Below are 15,361 nucleotides of genomic sequence, written 5' to 3'. Positions count from 1 at the left end.
CCGTACTGGTCGAGCTGCTGGTAGGCGAGGGCGGCCAGGGCGAGCACCGCGAGGTCCCCGCCGTTGCGGGCGACGCCGGAGACCACGGCCTGGCGGCGGCCGGCCCGGCGGCGCAGGGCGGCGCCGACGCCGCGCACCACGCTGGGCACGGTGGCCAGCAGGACGCAGGCGAACGCGCACGCCACGGCCACCGGCCAGAGCGACCAGCTGATGCCGGTGTCCAGAGCGACCTGGTGCGTACTGCCGAGGCCGGCCAGCGCGCGGACCAGGAAGGGGGTGAGCAGCGGGGCGAACACCGCTGCGGGCAGCGCCAGCAGCAGCGACTCGAGGGCGGTGAAGGAGCCGAGCCTGACGGCCGAGGCGCCGCGCGCGGCGAGCATCTCGTTCTCGGACTCCTGCCGCGCGGAGATCAGGTGGACGACCAGCAGCAGAGCCGCCGCGGCGAGCACCGCCAGCTGGAGGGCGCCGATCAGCAGGGTCGACCGGGCGACCACCATGCTGTCGGACAATTCGCGCATGATGTCCGGGAGTTCGGTCTTCGCGCCGAGCGAGGCGGTGGTCCGCAACTCCTCGGCGAGCCGCTGGGCGCGGTCGCCGACGGCCTGGGCGGTGGCCCGGTACGCGCCGGAGAAGTCGGCGTCCAGCGACCAGCCTCGGCCGCCCTGCACCAGGCCGGCCGAGGCGAAGGCGCTCTGGTCGACCATCATCGGGCCGTAGGTGGTGAAGCCTCCGACCTCGATCTCGTGACCGCCGACCGGGTCGATCCGCCAGTAGGGGGCGGCCGGGTCGGTGGCCCGGTAGACGCCGGTGACCCGCACGGTCAGCGGCTTGCTGTCGTTCCGGTCGACGAGCCGGACCTCGGCGGGCAGGGCCTGCTCGGTCAGACCGAGCCGGCGCAGCAGGCTCTGCGGGACGGCGACCTCGGGGGCCGCGGTCTGGACCGGCCCGGTGGCAGCGCCCGGCCAGGCACCGGCCAGCAGTTGGACCCGGCCGCGGTCGAGGTCGGCGAGCACCGTCAGGTCGAGCTGGGCGCCCGAGGCCTGGCCACCGGAGGCCGGAGTGCCGTTCGCTTCGGCACCGGTGCCCGGCAGGCTGTAGGAGCGGCTGCGCGACACGCTGTCGGTGCGCACGGGCAGGTCACCGAAGAGCTTCTGCCGGTAGGAGGCGAGCGCTTCCTCGTCCTTCGTCCGCTGGTCGAGCCCGTGCTCACTGGTCACCGCCACCGTGGTCCGCGCGTGACCCGGCCCTTGGAGCGCCTGCCGCAGGCCGGCTTCGCCGACACTGCTGTTGAAGGCCACCAGAGCGGTCAGCACGGACGTGGTGATCAGCACCGCGAGCAGTACGGCGGTAGCCAGCGGCACTCGTCCGCGCAGTCGGCGCACGACGAAGCCGAGCATCGAGTTCCTCCCCCGGTTCTACGTCCCCGGTCGCATCGCCGAGCCCCGCTCATCGATCCGGTCCGAGTACAAATCGACCACAGAAGGACACATCGCGGGGACGCCCGGCGCATTGATCACCGGCAATGGGTCGCCGGATAGCGGACGATGCTGTCAGATTCGATCCAGAAACGGAAGGGACTTGCGCGAATGAAGTAAGCAGTGAGCAAATTCCTTTCATTGATAGCATCCCGGCCGGGGATGCCCTCGCTTGAAATGCCATGAACACTTCATAACTCCGGCTTCGGTGTGCTCCTTCGGCCCCACACCGCCTTCTCGGATTCCCGCCCGGGAACGTGAACCGCCGGAGCAGCCATATCCGTCGAACCGGACGGGACCCGGATCGATCCGGGCCGCCACGCCCACAGGGGGGACGCCGCATGACGCAGCATCAGGCCGCCACCGTCGACACCACCACCCAGCCGATGGTGGCCGTGACCGACCTCCGCCGGAGCTTCGGCACCGGCGAACGGGCCGTGCACGCCCTGCGTGGCGTCTCGTTCACCATCGGCCGCGGTGAACTCACGGCGCTCAAGGGCCGATCCGGCTCCGGCAAGACCACCCTGCTGAACCTCGTCGGGGGCCTGGACACGCCGACCAGCGGCAGCATCGCCCTGGACGGCATCGACCTCGCCGGCCTGGACGAGGACGGCCGGCTCGCCCTGCGGCGGGAGCGGATCGGCTTCGTCTTCCAGTCCTTCGGGCTGATCCCGATGCTCACCGCCGCCGAGAACGTCGGCGTGCCCCTGCGGCTGCGCAAGGCCCCGGCCGCCGAGCGCGAGGAGCGCGCACACACCCTCCTCGCCCTGGTCGGCCTGGCCGACCACGCCAACCAGCGCCCCGGCGAGCTCTCCGGCGGCCAGCAGCAGCGCGTCGCCATCGCCCGCGCGCTGGCCAACGAACCCAGCCTGATCATCGCCGACGAACCGACCGGCCAGCTGGACTCGGAAACCGGCCGCTCGATCATGGAACTGCTGCGCGCGGTGGTGCTCAGCGAGGGCGTCACGGTGCTGGTCGCCACCCATGACCCGACGCTGATGGGGCTCGCCGACCGAGTGATCGAGGTCCGGGACGGACGGATCGCCGAGGAAGGCGCGGAGCAGGCCGCCTAGCGGAACCGGCCCGGGCGTGGGGATGTGCGGGCGGCTCCCCAGGCCCGCGGGCACCGGCGGCCGGGCTCAGGCCCGGGCCCGGTTCCAGGGGTTCGTCGGCGGCCGGCGGGGTTCCGGGCGACGGGCCCTCAGGCCGGGGCGATCGATTGGGCGTGGTGGAACACCTCCTCCCCGTCCCAGTAGGCCTTGGTGCGCTGCAGCCGTGGGTAGTTGCCCTTGTAGTACAGGCGCGGATAGGCCGGATCGGGCTGATCGGCGGTGCCCAGGTCGATGTCCGGGTAGTTGACGTAGGCGCCGTCCGTCGCGGTGTCGACCTCCGGCACGCCGCCCGTGTCCCGGTAGACCTCGCGGTACAGCCCGCGCAGGTACTCCAGTTGCATCTCGTCCTCGACCGGATCCGTCCAGTGCGACTGGTACTGCAGCTTCATGATCGAGTCGCGCTGGGGGACCGCCGTGTCCTCGGGCCGGCGGGAGTTGATCCGGCAGCCGTAGGAGTCGATCTGGACCACCGTGTTCGAAAGGTCCGCCCCCTCCACGTCGCGCACCAGCCAGTCCCAGAAGGCGGCGATCTGCGCCGCCGTGAACGGCTTCCGGTGGTAGGCCGATTTGTGCTTGCCGCGCTCGTTGTCGCCGGAGGGGTTGAGCGTCATGGTCGCCTGGAACCACGGCAGCTGGCGCCGTCCGTCCGGACAGGGCAGGAGCAGCCCGCCCGCCGCCCGGGTCTGCACCGCCGAGCGCGTCGTCATCCCCTGTTCGACGGCCGCCACGAAGGCGTCGAGCGGGGCCGGGTCCTCGCCGTCCCACTGGCTGAACAGGACGACGTTCCCGTTGGAGCGGTGGGTGAGCTTGAGGATGGCGAACAGCCCCTGGTACACCGGCTCCCCCGGGTCGCTGTGCTCGGCCATGAAGGCACCGAAGTTGGCCACCAGCGTCTCGAAGTCGGAGGGGCGGTGCAGCAGTTCGGCCCACGGCCAGGCGACACTGCCGATCCAGACCCGGGGCGGAGGCTGGGGCACGTCCGGCGCGAAGTGGTACCGCAGCACCACCCCGAAGTTCCCGCCCCCGCCTCCGGTGTGTGCCCAGAAGAGGTCCTGTTCGGGCGAGCCCTGCGCGTCGTCGCGGTGCGCCTTCGTCACCACCGCCCGGCCACCCCGGACGGTGACGACGTCGACCTGGACGAGGTGGTCCACGGTGAGCCCGTGCCGCCGGGAGAGCAGGCCGTACCCTCCCCCGCAGACGTGCCCGCCCGCACCGACCGAGTAGCAGGACCCGACGGGCAGGGTGACGGCGTGCTCGCGGAACAGCGTGGCGCAGACGTCCCAGTTCGTCGCGCCGCCCTCGACGCCGTAGGTGGGCCGGCCGAACTTGTCCGCCGAGGCGCCCACGCCACGCATCGAACCGAGGTCGAGGATGACGCCCCGGTCGTTGTCCACGAAGCCCTCGTAGCAGTGCCCGCCGCCGCGCACCGTCGGCCGCAGCCCGCCGTCCAGCGCGCGGTTCAACTCGGCGACGGCGTCGGCCTCGTTGCCCACCAGCCGGATGCGGGCGGGACTGCTGCTCCACCGCTGGTTGAAGCCCTGGGCCAGGGTCTGGTAGCGGGGATCGCCCGGCAGGACGGACCGCCCCCTCGGCGCCTCCCGGTGCACGCCCTCCGCCGCCGTGACACCCGTGGAACCGGCGGTGATCCCGGCGGCCGCCGCACCGGCACCGCCCAGGAATCCCCGTCGGGAGAATTCGCACTGCATGCTCCGTCCCCACTTTCCCGAGTTCGAGGGAAGCTGGCGGACCGCACGCTAACACGGGGATTCGGCCGTGGAAATCGATTAAAAATAGTGTGACAGTACGTCATTTCGAATGCCCCGTCACGGTTCTGGCCTTCGCCTTCGCGCCCGGGCCCATTGTCAGTGGCATGCGCTACGGTCACCGACGACTCACAGAAAGCCGCTCCGCCGGAGGTTCGATGACGATCTTCTCCAGCATTCCCCGGGCCCTGCCGGCCCTCCGGGAAATCGCCCGGAAAGCACGGTCGTGGTGGCCGGCAGCACCGCCGACCACCACGACCGTCAACTCCTCCCCCGGTTCACCGGGGGCCGTTCCGTCAGACCGCCGGGAAGATCTCCGCGTCCGGCTTCAGCAGCTGGCCGGCGGCCGGCGCGGTGCCGTCCACCAGGTAGCGGGTGACCAGCTTGTTCAGCGCCTGGCTGCGGCCCACGGCGCAGTGCTCGATCGAGTCGACGCTGACCAGCACCGCGTTGCCCAGCTCCTGCTGCATCCGCTGGGCGAACTTGTACTGGGTGGCCGGGTCGTAGAGGTTGCCGATCACCATCACGGTGTTGGAGGTCTTCTTGTTCCACGGGCCGGTGAAGCGCTCGGCGTCCCGGGCCGGGGCCGGCCAGCTCGCGCACGCGGGCGCGTCGAAGGCCTGGTAGCGGCCGAAGGTCGGCATGTCCTTCTCCCACGCCTTGGCCGAGTTCGCGAACACCCGGTCGTTGGAGGGGTACGGCTTGTCCTGGCAGTTGACGGCCATGTAGGAGTCGTCCGCACCGTACTCGGAGTCCGCCGGGGCCTCACGCAGCGCCGCCGACCGCGGCACGTCCACCGTGAGCAGCTTGGCGTCCTCGTCCGACGCGTTCGCCTGCGGGGCCAGCAGGGCGGTCGCGGCCGGCTTCTGGGACGCCTGGTAGGTCGCCTGGAGCGACTTGGCCAGCGGGGCCAGCTTGGCCTGCGAGTACAGCGCGCTGGCCACCTCGCCGGTGAAGCTGCTCAGGGTCACCTTGGAGCCGTCCGACAGCGCGATCGGGCCGGTCCGCAGGCGGTCGCGGAGCTGGTCGAACTTGGCCCGGGTGTCGCCCTCGCCGAAGGCGCAGCGCGGGGCACCGGCGGTCTGGCAGCGCTTCAGGAACTCGTCCAGGGCGATCTCGAAGCCGTTCGCCCGCTGGCGGTCGTACTCCAGGCCGTTGTGCAGGCGCAGGTTGGGGTCGACGTTGCCGTCGACGATGATCGCACGGACCTTGTTCGGGTACATGTTGGCGTACGTCGAACCGATCAGGGTGCCGTAGGAGAACCCGGCGAAGGTGAGCTGGGCGTCACCGACGGCGCGGCGCATCCGGTCGAGGTCGCGCACCACGTTGATGGTCGACATGTGCTCGATCAGCGGGCCGGCGTTCTTGCTGCACGCGTCGGTGTAGTCCTGGTCCGCGTCCAGCGTCTCGTTGATCTCGGCCTTGGTGACGGGCACACCGACCATGCGGTTGTTGACCGCGTCGGCCGCCTCCTGGGTCTTGAAGCACTTGAGCGGGTTGCTCCGGGCCACCCCGCGCGGGTCGAAGCCGACCAGGTCGAACTTGGACTGCACCTCGGCACCGAAGCGGTTGGTCGTCGCCCACAGGTAGCCACTGCCGCCCGGGCCACCGGGGTTGAGGAACAGCGAGCCGATCCGCTTCGACGGGTCGCTCGCCCGCCGCCGCATCATGGCGATGCCGACCTTCTCACCCGACGGGTTGCCGTAGTCCAGCGGCACGGGGTAGACGGCGCAGTCGTAGATGCCGGGGTCCGGCTTGCTCGGGTCGGGGTTGCAGGGCGTCCAGGCAACGGGGTCGACCTTCGCCTCGGCCAGGCCCGGGGCCTGGTCGACTGGCGCCGCCGAAGCGGCGACGGCGGTACCGGTGACAAGTGCGAGAGCGCAGGTGACCGCTCCGGCCAGCGTGGATATGCGGGACAAGGAACCTCCTCCGTACTGAAAGGGCGGCCCCAGCCTGTCAGTCTGAGATCTCCGTGTGAAGACCTGGGAGCGGCGTAAATATTCTCGCCCACGGACAACGCGCCGTGAAACATTCTGTGAATGAACCAACTTGACGGTTGATTGACCTGATGTCACGTCACCGGAAGTCGCCAACCGGCCGCCCGCCACCCCAGTCGGGCGAGGCCGGCGGGGCTGCCGCAGTCGGGCAGGGAGGTGGATTCCCCGAACCCCCGCGCTACCGGGCGCACCGCTATTACGCGGCCCGTTGCCGGGCGGCCGCGACAGACACCGACGACCTCGACGACTTCGGCGAGCGCGACCTCGGAGGCCTCGTCCGGCTGCGACCGACCGCGACCGGCCGTCCTCGGCGATGACCTGATCGACGATGCTCAGGGACTGCGGGCCGACCGGGCCCCGATCCGCGCGGGGCGGTCCCCCGATACGGCTCAGCTCGCGACCGCCCCCCGCAGGGCGGCCGCCACCAGCCCCTGGATCGCGTCGGCCCCGGGCTTGCCGCCACCCACCAGGTGCTCGAAGACCAGGCCGTCGACACAGGCCAACAGCGTGGTGGTCCGAGCGTCGGGGTCGGCCACACCCCGGGCGGCGAGGAACGCCCGGACGGCGGAGCGCCCGGCGTTCTCGCGCGGGACGAGGATCTCGCGCAGCTCGGGATCGCGCACGCTCTCCACCGCGCAGGCGTACCGCGCGAGCGAGCGACGCCGCCCATCGCCGGAGAGCCTTCGGCGCATCAACTCGTCAATACCGTCGGCCAGTTCCTCAGCGGATCGGACCGGGACCTGCTCCCCCATGGCGTGCAGCTCGCCCTGGTCCAGTTCCACCAGCCGCCGCACCAGCGCGGTGAGCAGCGCCTGCCGGGTGCGCAGGTAGGCCGAGGTGGTTCCGAGCGGCAGCCCGGCCGCCGCGTCGACCGCCCGGTGGGTCAGTCCGCGCACGCCGAGGTCCGCCAGCACCCCGATCGCGGCGTCCGCCAGCGCCGTCCGCCGGTCCGGCCGCCCCGCATCGTCCCGCTTCTGATCCTCGTTTCGCCGCATCCCTCCTTTCTACCGGCGCCCCGGCGCCCGCCGCGCACCACCTCGCCCCGGGACCGCCCGCCGCGCAGCACCCGCCCGAGCGCCCCGAGCACCTCGAGAGACCCCTCCCCCACCCCGTCCGCCCGCCGACCGGCCCGTAGTACGCTCCTTCTACACCTGTAGAAGGCAGTGCGGCGACACGGGAAGGACCGGGCATGAGCAGCAGCGCGGTAGTGGTCGGGGGCGGCATCGGCGGACTGGCGGCCGCGATCGGCCTCCGGATGGCGGGGTGGGACGTGACCGTGGTCGAGCGGGCGGCCGTCCTGGACGACGCGGGCGCCGGGATCTCGCTGGCCGCCAACGGGATGCGCGCACTCGCCGCCCTGGGGGTCGGCGAGGCGGTCGAGGCGGCCGCCCGCCGCCAGTACACCGGCGGCACCCGCACACCGGACGGCCGTCGGCTCGCCGCGATGGACGGCGTGGCGCTGGAACGCGAGCTGGGCGCTCCGATCGTCGGGATCCCCCGCGCGGCCCTGCACCGCATCCTGCGCGAGGCGCTTCCCGCCGAGTGCCTCGTCGTCGGCGCCGAGGTGACCGAGGTGGACACCACCCAGCCGTTCCGGGTCCGGGCCGGTCTGGGCGGCAGCACCCCCGAGGCCCGGTCTCCGAGGACCGACCTCCCGAGGGCCGACTCCCCGAGGACCGACTCCCCGACGTCCGACCTCCCGAGGACCGACTCCCCGACGTCCGACCTCCTGTGGGCCGGCCGACTGGAGGCCGATCTCCTGGTGGCCGCCGACGGCATCAACAGCCGCCTTCGGCGCCGCCTCTTCCCCGACCACCCCGGGCCGGCCTACAGCGGCTCGACGGTGCTGCGGGCGATCACCGAGCACCCGGTCGAGGGCCTGGCGGCCGACTTCGAGCTGACCTGGGGCCACGGCGCCGAGTTCGGCCACATCGCCTTCCCGGACGGCACCGCCGAGTGGCACGCGGTCCTGAACGCCCCGGCCGGGGTCCGCTACCGCGATCCGCTGACCGAAGTCCGCCGGCGCTTCGCGCGCTGGCACGAGCCGATCCCCGCACTGCTGGCCGCGACCCGGCCGGAGGCGGTGCTGCACCACGACGTCAACGAGCTGGCCACTCCGCTGCCCTCCTTCGCCTCCGGCCGGATCGCGCTGCTCGGCGACGCGGCGCACGCCATGACGCCCCACCTGGGCCAGGGCGCCTGCCAGGCACTGGAGGACGCGGTGACCCTGGCCGCGGCACTCACCGAAGCGCGGACGGTCGAGGGCGCGCTCGCCCGCTACGACGCCGTCCGCCGGCCGCGCAGCCAGGCGGTCGCCCGCGATGCCCGCCGGGCCGGCCGGATGGGTCAGCAGCTCGCCCACCCGCTGGCGGTGGGCCTGCGCAACGCCGCGATCCGGCTCACCCCGCCCGGTGCGATGGTCCGGACCGTCCTGCGGCACGCCGACTGGACGCCGCCCCGGATCGCCCCTCGTGCCGCCTAGGCAAGGGCTCACGGTCCCACTTGACCGGGAATCAGGTTAGGCACCATATTACTTCTCGTGACCCCGCACCCCGAGAGCGGCCCCACCGCTCCCAGCCTCGAACAGGCCCGCCGTCAGATCGTCCGCTACGGTCTCTCGGCCGATCCGCAGGCGATCCTGGTCGCGAGCCGACTGATGGCGGCGGGCGCCCGGCTCGGCCAGGCCGGCGAGGTGCACTTCGGCCGCTTCGGCCTCTCCACCGGCCGCTACCGGCTACTGGCGGACCTGGAGGACCACGGCGGCGAGAAGTCGCCCTCCCAGCTCGCGGCGAGCCTCGGCGTCACCCGGGCGACCGTGACCGGGCTGGTCGACGGCCTGGAGCGGCAGGGCCTGGTGGCCCGCCGCCCGTCCGCGGAGGACGGACGGGGCAACGTGGTGGTGCTCACCGCACGCGGCGCCGACAGGATGCGCGAGCTGGCACCCGAGCACTTCGCCCGGATGCAGGCACTGGTCGAAGGACTCTCGCCCGAGGAGCGCACCACCTTCCTGGACCTGCTGGCCCGTGTGGTCGCCGGCATGGACGCGCTGACCGAGGACTGATCCACACCCCGGCGGGCCGCCGTAGAACGGCCCGCCTCTTCCCGGCCCTAATAGTTAGGCACCTAAGCACAAATACTTAGGCACCTTATTACCTATGGAAGGAAGTCCACCCCCATGAGCAAGAAGGCCCCGGGCGCTCCCCCGCCCTTCGTCCTGTGGCGCGAAGTCCTGGTCGCCTACGTCATGCCCGCCGCCATGGCCGGGACCGGCGGAGCCGTCACCGGCCAGCCGCAGCTGGTGACCGCCGCACTCACCACCATCGGCGGCAGCTCCGCCCTGGTGGCCGCCGCGCTCGGCGCCGCGCTGCGCCGGCGTCCACTCCGCCCCCGGCCCGCCCGGACCCCGCGCGCGCTCGCCGCCGCGGTCCTCGGACTGGCCGCCGCCGCGCTCGGCCTGGCCGTCGGCCTCGCCGCCGCCCGCTGGCTGCCCCACGTCCCGGCGTTCGCCGACAGCCCGTGGCCGCCCCGGCTGCCGGTCGACCTGCCGGTCTCCGCGGCGATCGCCGCCACCATCACCACCTGGCACTGGCGCGGCAGCCGCCCGGCCCGCACCGCACAGCACCGGCTCCCCACCGCACCCCAACCCCACCCCGAAAGGCAGACATCATGATCGTCATCATGGGCGCCGGTGGCGCCACCGGCGGCGCCACCCTGCGCAGCCTCGCCGCCCTCGGCGCACCGAGCCGCGCCCTCAGCCGCGACCCCGACCGACTGGCCGCCACCCTCGACGAGCACACCCTCGCCCGGACCGCCACCCTCCCGGCCGACGCCGCCGATCCTGCCTCCCTGCGCGAGGCCTTCCGCGGCGCGCACCAGCTCTTCCTCACCATGGCCAACGGCCCGCGGCAGGTCCGCTTCGAGCTGAACGCGATCGAGGCGGCGCTCGACTGCGGCGTGGAGCACGTCGTCAAGGTCTCCGCGCCCGCCGCCGAGCCGGACTCCCCCGTCGAGGTCTCGCGCGGCCACCACCTGATCGAGCAGCGGCTGCGCTCCTCCGGCGTCACCACCACGGTGCTGCGGCCGTACGCGTTCATGCAGAAGCTGCTGCTCCTGGCGCCCGGCGTCGCCGCCGCCGGGGTGGTGCACGGCGCGCTGGGGCAAGCGCGGTGCAACTACGTGGACGTCCGGGACATCGGGGACGCCGCGGCCGAGGTGCTCACCCGGCCCGACCTCGCCGGCGGCACCTACCCGCTGACCGGCGGACGGGCCTACAGCCACCCGGAGCTCACCGCACTGCTGGGCGAGCTGCTCGGGCGGCCGGTCCGCTATCTCGACCTGGGCCCGTCCGAGCTGCACGTCCACCTGGTCGAGCGGGCCGGGATGCCGCACTGGCTGGCCACCCACGTGGTGGAGATCCAGCAGCTCGCGGCGGTCCGCAAGGAGACGCCGGACGACACCTTCCTCCGTCTCGTCGGACGCGCTCCCCGCGCTCTGGAGGCCTTCCTCGGCGAGAACCTGCACCTGTTCCGCTGACCGCCGGAACGGCGGCGGGCCGGACCTCCCGAGCCGATCACCTCCGGCCGGGAGGTCCGGCCCGCCGCGTTCCACCCCCTCCACCACTCGAAGGGAGCAGGATTCACTGTGGTGTGGATCACGGTCGAAAATTCCACCTGACGGCCCGTCAATTCGACTGACAATTCGTCACATCGATTCCAAGGAGCCCCAGTTATCGGCTGATGATCCGTCAGATTCGGTCGTTCCGGCGCCAGTTGGGGCGAGTTTCCGGTCCTGCCCGGTCGCCGCCCCGGGGCTACCATCGGTCGGGTTGTCCGCTCCGGCCCCGGAGTGGGGTCACCCGGTCAGGTTGGTGCTCCCACCGCCCCAGGGGCCGGGCATCGGTCGGAACGGGGCGAGGACGAGGAGCGCACGGCTGCCATGACAGCTGAACCGAGCCACCCGGAGCAGCACGCCACGCCACCGCAGGAGCCGACGCCACCGGCCGGGGCCGCACAGCCCGGGCCCGCGCCCCAGGAGCCCGCGGAGCCCACGACCGAGACCGCGCCCCCGCCCGTGCCCGTGCCCGTGCCCCAGGACCCCGCGCAACCCGCGGGGACGCCGGCCGGCACCGCACGGCAGGAGCCGGCCCAGGCCCCTCCGGCGCAGCCGGGCCCGGCCCTCGCCCTGTTCCCCGGCCGCCCGGCCGCCGTCCCCCGCACCCTGGTCGACGTACTGGACGCCACCGTGCGCTCCCACCCCGACGAGCCCGCCCTGGACGACGGCCACACCGTGCTCAGCTACCGCGCGCTGGCCACCGAGGTCGAGCAGCTGCGCCGCCGGCTGGCCTCCGCCGGGATCGGCCCGGGCGACCGGGTCGGTGTGCGCGTGCCCTCCGGCACCAACGACCTCTACGTCTCGATCCTCGCGGTACTCGCCGCCGGGGCCGCCTACGTCCCGGTGGACGCCGAGGACCCGGACGAACGCGCCGAGCTGGTCTTCGGCGAGGCCGCCGTCGCCGCCGTGCTCGGTGCCGGGCGCGGCCTGACGACCACCGGTGAGCGCGCTCCCGCCCTGGAGCGCCGCCCCACCCCGGCCGACGACGCCTGGATCATCTTCACCTCCGGTTCGACCGGCAAGCCCAAGGGCGTGGCCGTCACCCACCACAACGCCGCCGCCTTCGTGGACGCCGAGGCCGCGCTCTTCCTCCAGGAGGAGCCGATCGGCCCCGGCGACCGGGTGATGGCCGGCCTCTCGGTGGCCTTCGACGCCTCCTGCGAGGAGATGTGGCTGGCCTGGCGGCACGGCGCCTGCCTGGTGCCGGTGCCCCGTTCCCAGGTGCGCAGCGGTGCCGACCTCGGCCCGTGGCTGGCCGAGCAGGAGATCACCGTGGTCTCCACTGTGCCGACCCTGGCCGCGCTGTGGCCGGCCGAGGCCCTCAACGAGGTGCGGCTGCTGATCTTCGGCGGCGAGGCCTGCCCGCCCGAACTGGTGCAGCGCCTGGTCACCGAGGGCCGCGAGGTGTGGAACACCTACGGCCCGACCGAGGCCACCGTGGTCGCCTGCGCCGCCCTGCTGACCGGCGAGGGCCCGGTGCGGATCGGCCTGCCGCTGGACGGCTGGGACCTCGCCGTGGTGGACGAGGCCGGCCTGCCGGTGGCCGCCGGCGGCACCGGACAGCTGGTGATCGGCGGGGTGGGCCTGGCCCGCTACCTCGACCCGGAGAAGGACGCCGAGAAGTACGCGCCGCTGCCCTCGCTGGGCTGGGAGCGCGCCTACCGCAGCGGTGACCTGGTCCAGGCGGACCCGGCCGGCCTGCTGTTCCTGGGCCGCACCGACGAGCAGATCAAGCTGGGCGGCCGCCGGATCGAGCTCGGCGAGGTGGACGCGGCCCTGCAGGCCCTGCCCGGCGTGGCGGGCGCGGCGGCGGCCGTCCGCACCGCGCGCGGCGGCAACCAGCTGCTGGTCGGCTACCTGGTGGTCCAGGACGGCTTCGACCGCGAGCAGGCCGTCGAGCGGCTGCGCGCCGAGCTGCCCGCCGCCCTCGTGCCACTGCTGGCGACCGTCGAGACCCTGCCCACCAGGACCTCCGGCAAGGTCGACCGCAACGCCCTGCCCTGGCCGCTGCCCGAGCTGGAGACCGCCGGCCCGAGCGAGGAGCTGTACGGCACCGAGGCGTGGCTGGCCGAGCAGTGGTCAGAGATCCTCGGGGTCCGGGTCGGCGGCCCGCGCGAGGACTTCTTCGCGATCGGCGGCGGCAGCCTGGCAGCCGCCCGGCTGACCACCCTGCTGCGCACCCGCTACCCGAGCGCGGCCGTGCTGGACATCTACCAGCACCCGACGCTGCGCAAGCTCGCCCGGCATCTGGAGCGCAGCGCCGGCGAGAGCGCCGAGGCCCGGACCATCGCCCTGGTGCCGACCAGGGCCAAGCTGCTCCAGCTGCTGCTGCTGATCCCGCTGTTCACCGTGGTCGGCCTGCGCTGGACGGTCGCCCTGCTGGCCGCCGGGAACCTGCTCACCCACGTCGGCGACTACCCGTGGGCGCCCACCGCCTCGTGGTGGTGGGTCGGCGCGGGCGCGCTCGCGCTGTACTCCCCGCCGGGCCGGCTGGCCGTCGCGGCGGGCGGCGCCCGGCTGCTGCTGCGGGGCCTGCGCCCGGGCAGCCACCCGCGCGGCGGCTCCGTCCACCTGCGGCTGTGGACCGCCGAGCGGCTCGCCGAGCTGAGCGGCGCGGACTCGCTGTCCGGCGCCTGGCTGGTGCGCTACGCCCGGGCGCTGGGCGCGAAGGTCGCGCCCGACGTGGACCTGCACTCGCTGCCGCCGGTCACCGGGATGCTGAAGCTGGGCCGCGGCTGCGCGGTCGAGGCCGAGGTGGACCTGTGCGGCTACTGGCTGGACGGCGACCGGCTGCTGATCGGCCAGGTCAAGATCGGTTCCGGTGCCGTGGTCGGCACCCGCTCGACACTGCTGCCCGGCGCCCGGGTCGGCAAGCGCGCCCAGGTGGCGGCCGGTTCGAGCGTCACCGGACAGGTGCCGACCGGCCAGCGCTGGGGCGGCGCGCCCGCCGTCAAGCTGGGCCGCGTCGAGCGGACCTGGCCCAAGGAGCGCCCGACCCGCCGGGCCCGATGGGCCTCGCTGTACGGCGCCAGCGGCGCCGTGCTCGGCCTGCTCCCGGTGCTGCCCGCGCTCGCCGCGCTCGCCGCGCTGTCCCGCTTCGTCGACCAGGGCGCGGACCTCGGTCCGGCGCTCGGCGGAGCGCTCCTCGGGCTGCTGCCCGCCACCCTGGCGTTCGGCGCGGTGTACGCGGCGCAGCTGGTGGTGCTGGTCCGGCTGCTGAGCATCGGCCTGGTGCCCGGCACGCACCCGCTGCACGGCCGGGTGGGCTGGCAGGCGTGGACCGTCACCCAGCTGATGGACCGCGCCCGCGAGGTGCTGTTCCCGCTCTACGCCGGGCTGGTCACCCCGCTGTGGCTGCGGGCCCTCGGGATGCGGGTCGGGCGGGGCGCGGAGGTGTCCACGGTGCTGGCGCTGCCCAGCCTGACCACGGTCGGCGACGGCGCGTTCCTGGCCGACGACACCCTGATCGCCCCGTACGAGCTGGGCGGCGGCTGGGTGCGGCTCGGCGAGGCGAAGGTCGGCGAGCGGGCGTTCCTGGGGAACTCGGGGATGACCGCGCCGGGCCGGTCGGTGCCCAAGCGCGGCCTGGTGGGCGTGCTGTCGGCGACGCCGGCGAAGGCGAAGAAGGGCGGCTCGTACCTGGGCATGCCGCCGATGCGGCTGCCGCGGTCGGCGGACCAGGCCGACCAGAGCCTGACCTACGAGCCGCCGGCCCGGCTGCTGTGGGCGCGCGGGCTGGTCGAGGTCGGCCGGCTGGTGCCGGTGCTGGCCTCCGGGGCGCTGGGCCTGCTGACCGTGGCGGCGCTGTGCGGGCTGGCGGCCGGTTCGCCGCTGACCGCCGCGCTGCTGTCGGGCCTGGTCCTGCTGGCGGCCGGCGTGCTGGCCTGCGCGGTCGCGGTGGCGGCCAAGTGGCTGCTGGTCGGGCGGTTCCGGGCGGTGGAGCACCCGCTGTGGAGCGGCTTCGTGTGGCGCAACGAGCTGGCGGACACCTTCGTGGAGATGCTGGCGGTTCCGTGGCTGGTCGGCGCGGTGCCGGGGACCCCGGTGCTCAACCTGTGGCTCCGCTCGCTCGGGGCGCACGTCGGGCACGGGGTCTGGTGCGAGAGCTACTGGCTGCCGGAGGCCGACCTGGTCACCCTCGGCGACGGGGTCACCGTCAACCGGGGCTGCGTGGTGCAGACCCACCTCTTCCACGACCGGATCATGCGGATGGATACTGTGGTCCTCCGCGAGGGCGCCACCCTGGGCCCGGGCGGCATCGTGCTGCCCGGCAGCACGGTGGGCGCGCGCAGCACGCTGGGCCCGGCCTCGCTGGTGATGCGCGCCGAGTCCGTCCCCGCCGACACCCGGTGGCTGGGCAATCCGATCGAGGCGTGGCAGGCCACGCCGTGACCACCTCCCCG

Annotated in this window: 10 protein-coding genes; 6 read left to right on the top strand and 4 right to left on the bottom strand. The window is 73.6% G+C overall.

Annotated features, from left to right (window positions below; translation table 11 throughout):
- Nucleotides 1–1,397: FtsX-like permease family protein (locus ACWD4P_RS30700; RefSeq protein WP_449781901.1), on the bottom strand; the 1,397-nt coding region annotated here is incomplete at its 3' end.
- A gap of 419 nt (nt 1,398–1,816) precedes the next feature.
- On the opposite strand from ACWD4P_RS30700, the gene ACWD4P_RS30695 reads away from it, so the two are divergent.
- On the top strand, nt 1,817–2,548 hold the full coding sequence (locus ACWD4P_RS30695) for an ABC transporter ATP-binding protein (protein WP_359825894.1): 732 nt from the start codon (nt 1,817–1,819) through the stop codon (nt 2,546–2,548).
- Nucleotides 2,549–2,676: 128 nt separating this feature from the next.
- Here the strand turns inward: ACWD4P_RS30695 and ACWD4P_RS30690 are convergent, their stop codons facing one another.
- From ACWD4P_RS30690 to ACWD4P_RS30680, 3 genes are all read right to left on the bottom strand, one after another.
- Nucleotides 2,677–4,293: an FAD-dependent oxidoreductase gene (locus ACWD4P_RS30690; protein ID WP_449781900.1), complete on the bottom strand. Its 1,617-nt coding sequence runs from the start codon at nt 4,291–4,293 to the stop codon at nt 2,677–2,679.
- 353 nt (nt 4,294–4,646) lie between these two features.
- Entirely contained in the window at nt 4,647–6,269 is a 1,623-nt protein-coding gene (locus ACWD4P_RS30685) for an alpha/beta hydrolase (protein ID WP_449781899.1), read from the bottom strand.
- Between the two features lie 467 nt (nt 6,270–6,736).
- A complete protein-coding gene (locus tag ACWD4P_RS30680) occupies nt 6,737–7,342 on the bottom strand; it encodes a TetR/AcrR family transcriptional regulator (protein ID WP_359825889.1) in 606 nt (201 codons plus the stop codon).
- A gap of 194 nt (nt 7,343–7,536) precedes the next feature.
- On the opposite strand from ACWD4P_RS30680, the gene ACWD4P_RS30675 reads away from it, so the two are divergent.
- From ACWD4P_RS30675 to ACWD4P_RS30655, 5 genes are all read left to right on the top strand, one after another.
- On the top strand, nt 7,537–8,829 hold the full coding sequence (locus tag ACWD4P_RS30675) for an FAD-dependent monooxygenase (RefSeq protein WP_449781898.1): 1,293 nt from the start codon (nt 7,537–7,539) through the stop codon (nt 8,827–8,829).
- 57 nt (nt 8,830–8,886) lie between these two features.
- On the top strand, nt 8,887–9,408 hold the full coding sequence (locus ACWD4P_RS30670) for a MarR family winged helix-turn-helix transcriptional regulator (RefSeq protein WP_359825884.1): 522 nt from the start codon (nt 8,887–8,889) through the stop codon (nt 9,406–9,408).
- Nucleotides 9,409–9,522: 114 nt separating this feature from the next.
- Entirely contained in the window at nt 9,523–10,017 is a 495-nt protein-coding gene (locus ACWD4P_RS30665) for a hypothetical protein (RefSeq protein ID WP_449781897.1), read from the top strand.
- Nucleotides 10,014–10,880 carry an NmrA family NAD(P)-binding protein gene (locus tag ACWD4P_RS30660; protein WP_449781896.1) on the top strand — a complete coding sequence of 289 codons (867 nt, stop codon included), beginning with the start codon at nt 10,014–10,016 and terminating at the stop codon, nt 10,878–10,880. The genes ACWD4P_RS30665 and ACWD4P_RS30660 overlap by 4 nt, the downstream gene beginning before the upstream one ends.
- Before the next feature lie 402 nt (nt 10,881–11,282).
- Nucleotides 11,283–15,350 (top strand): Pls/PosA family non-ribosomal peptide synthetase, encoded by a 4,068-nt coding sequence (locus ACWD4P_RS30655; RefSeq protein WP_449781895.1) that lies wholly within the window; start codon nt 11,283–11,285, stop codon nt 15,348–15,350.
- Nucleotides 15,351–15,361 lie beyond the last annotated feature (11 nt).

It is taken from the genome of Kitasatospora sp. NPDC002543 (assembly GCF_053594915.1).
This window is presented reverse-complemented; position numbering and strand designations above follow the sequence as displayed.